Raw genomic sequence first — 2,389 nt, 5'->3', positions numbered from 1 at the left:
GCACCTGGCGCGCCGCCTGGCCGAGCGGGGCGCCGAGCACGTCGTGCTGCTGTCGCGCCGTGGCCCCGACGCCCCCGGCGCGGCCGAGCTGCTCGCCGAGTTCGACGGCAGCGACACCACGGTCGAGGCCGTGGCCTGCGACATCACCGACCGCGCCGCCGTCGCGGGCCTGCTGGAGCGGCTCGACGCCCACGGCGCCACGGTGCGCACCGTCCTGCACACCGCCGCCACCATCGAGCTCGCCACCCTCGACGCCACGACCCAGGAGGAGCTCGCCCGGGTACTGCACGCCAAGGTCACCGGCGCGCAGGTGCTGACCGAGCTGCTCGACGAGCGGGGCGGCGACCCAGCCGAGGTGGTCCTGTTCTCCTCCACCGCGGGCATGTGGGGCAGCGGGGCGCACGCCGCCTACGTCGCGGGCAACGCCCACCTCGCCGCCCTCGCCGAGCACCGGCGGGCCCGCGGCCTGCCGACCACGTCGATCGCCTGGGGCATCTGGGCCGACGACCTGAAGCTCGGCCGGGTCGACCCGGCCGCCATCCGGGGCAGCGGCCTGGTGTTCATGGACCCGCAGCTCGCGCTGAACGGGCTCGAGCGGGCCCTCGACGACGCCGAGACCGTCGTCGCGGTCGCCGACGTCGACTGGGACACCTACCACCCGGTCTACACCTCCGGACGGCCCACACGGCTCTACGACGAGATCCCCGAGGTCGTGGCGCTCACCGCCGCCGCGGAACGGACCGCGGGCACGGTCGCCGCGGGCGAGTTCGCCGCCACGCTGGACGGGCTGACCGACGCCGAGGCGCTGCGCCGCGTCCTCGACGTGGTCCGGGCCGAGGCCGCCGGCGTGCTCGGGATGGCCTCCGCCGACGACCTCACCGACCAGCGGGCGTTCCGCGACGTCGGGTTCGACTCGCTGACCGCCGTCGCGCTGCGGAACCGGCTCGCCTCGGTCACCGGCCTGACGCTGCCCTCGACGATGGTCTTCGACCACCCGACACCCGCGGCGCTCGCCGAGTTCCTGAGGGCCGAGCTGGCCGGGGCCACCCCGGTCGCGGCCGGCGCCGGGTCCACCGCGGCCGCCCAGGACCAGGACGACCCGATCGTCGTCGTCGGCATGAGCTGCCGCTACCCCGGCGGGGTCGCCTCCGCCGAGGACCTGTGGCGGGTCGCCCTCGACGAGGTGGACGCGATCTCCGGGTTCCCCGACGACCGCGGCTGGGACGCCGCATCGCTCTACGACCCGGACCCCGACCGGGCCGGGCACACCTACTCGACGCAGGGCGGGTTCCTGCGCGACGTCGCCGACTTCGACCCCGGGTTCTTCGGGATCTCGCCGCGCGAGGCGCTGTCGATGGACCCGCAGCAGCGGCTGCTGCTGGAGACCACCTGGGAGACCTTCGAGCACGCCGGCATCGACCCGACCGCGCAGCGTGGGAGCCGGACCGGCACGTTCATCGGCGCCAGCTACCAGGACTATGCCTCCGGGGCGCCCGCCGCCGAGGGGGCCGAGGGCCACATGATCACCGGCACGCTCCCGAGCGTGCTGTCCGGGCGGGTCAACTACCTGTTCGGCTTCGAGGGCCCGGCCGTCACCCTGGACACCGCGTGCTCGTCGTCGCTGGTGGCGATGCACCTGGCGTGCCAGTCGCTGCGCACCGGGGAGAGCACCCTCGCCCTGGCCGGTGGCGTCAGCATCATGTCCACCCCGATGTCGTTCGTCGGGTTCAGCCGCCAGCGCGCGCTGGCCGAGGACGGCCGCTGCAAGGCCTACGCCGACGGCGCCGACGGCATGACACTCGCCGAAGGCGTCGGTCTGGTCCTGCTGGAGCGACTGTCCGACGCGGTCCGCAACGGGCACGAGGTACTGGCCGTCGTGCGTGGCTCCGCGGTCAACCAGGACGGTGCCTCCAACGGGCTCACCGCGCCCAACGGCCCGTCCCAGCAGCGCGTGATCCGCCAGGCGCTCGCCGGGGCCGGGGTCGCACCGGAGGAGATCGACGTCCTGGAGGGCCACGGGACCGGCACCGCGCTGGGCGACCCGATCGAGGCCCAGGCGCTGTTCGCGACCTACGGGCGGGACCGGGACACCGACCGGCCGCTGCTGCTCGGGTCGGTGAAGTCCAACATCGGGCACACCCAGATGGCCTCCGGTGTCGCGAGCGTGATCAAGCTGGTCCGTGCGCTGCAGGAGGGTGTCGTCCCCAGCTCGCTGCACATCGACCAGCCCTCCACGCACGTCGACTGGTCCTCCGGGGCGATCGACCTGCTCACCGAGCGCACCGCGTGGCCCGAGACCGGCCGCCCGCGCCGGGCGGCGGTGTCGTCGTTCGGGATCAGCGGCACCAACGTGCACACGATCCTCGAGCAGGCCCCGGCCGTCCCCGCC

The 2,389-nt window shown here is 74.7% G+C and carries 1 protein-coding gene; it reads left to right on the top strand.

Annotated features, from left to right (window positions below):
- Window positions 1–2,389: type I polyketide synthase (locus GTW08_RS13200; protein WP_161151984.1), on the top strand; the 2,389-nt coding region annotated here is incomplete at both ends.

Origin of the sequence: Pseudonocardia sp. SID8383, from assembly GCF_009864975.1 — a bacterium.
Lineage (GTDB): Bacteria > Actinomycetota > Actinomycetes > Mycobacteriales > Pseudonocardiaceae > Pseudonocardia > Pseudonocardia alni.
This window is presented reverse-complemented; position numbering and strand designations above follow the sequence as displayed.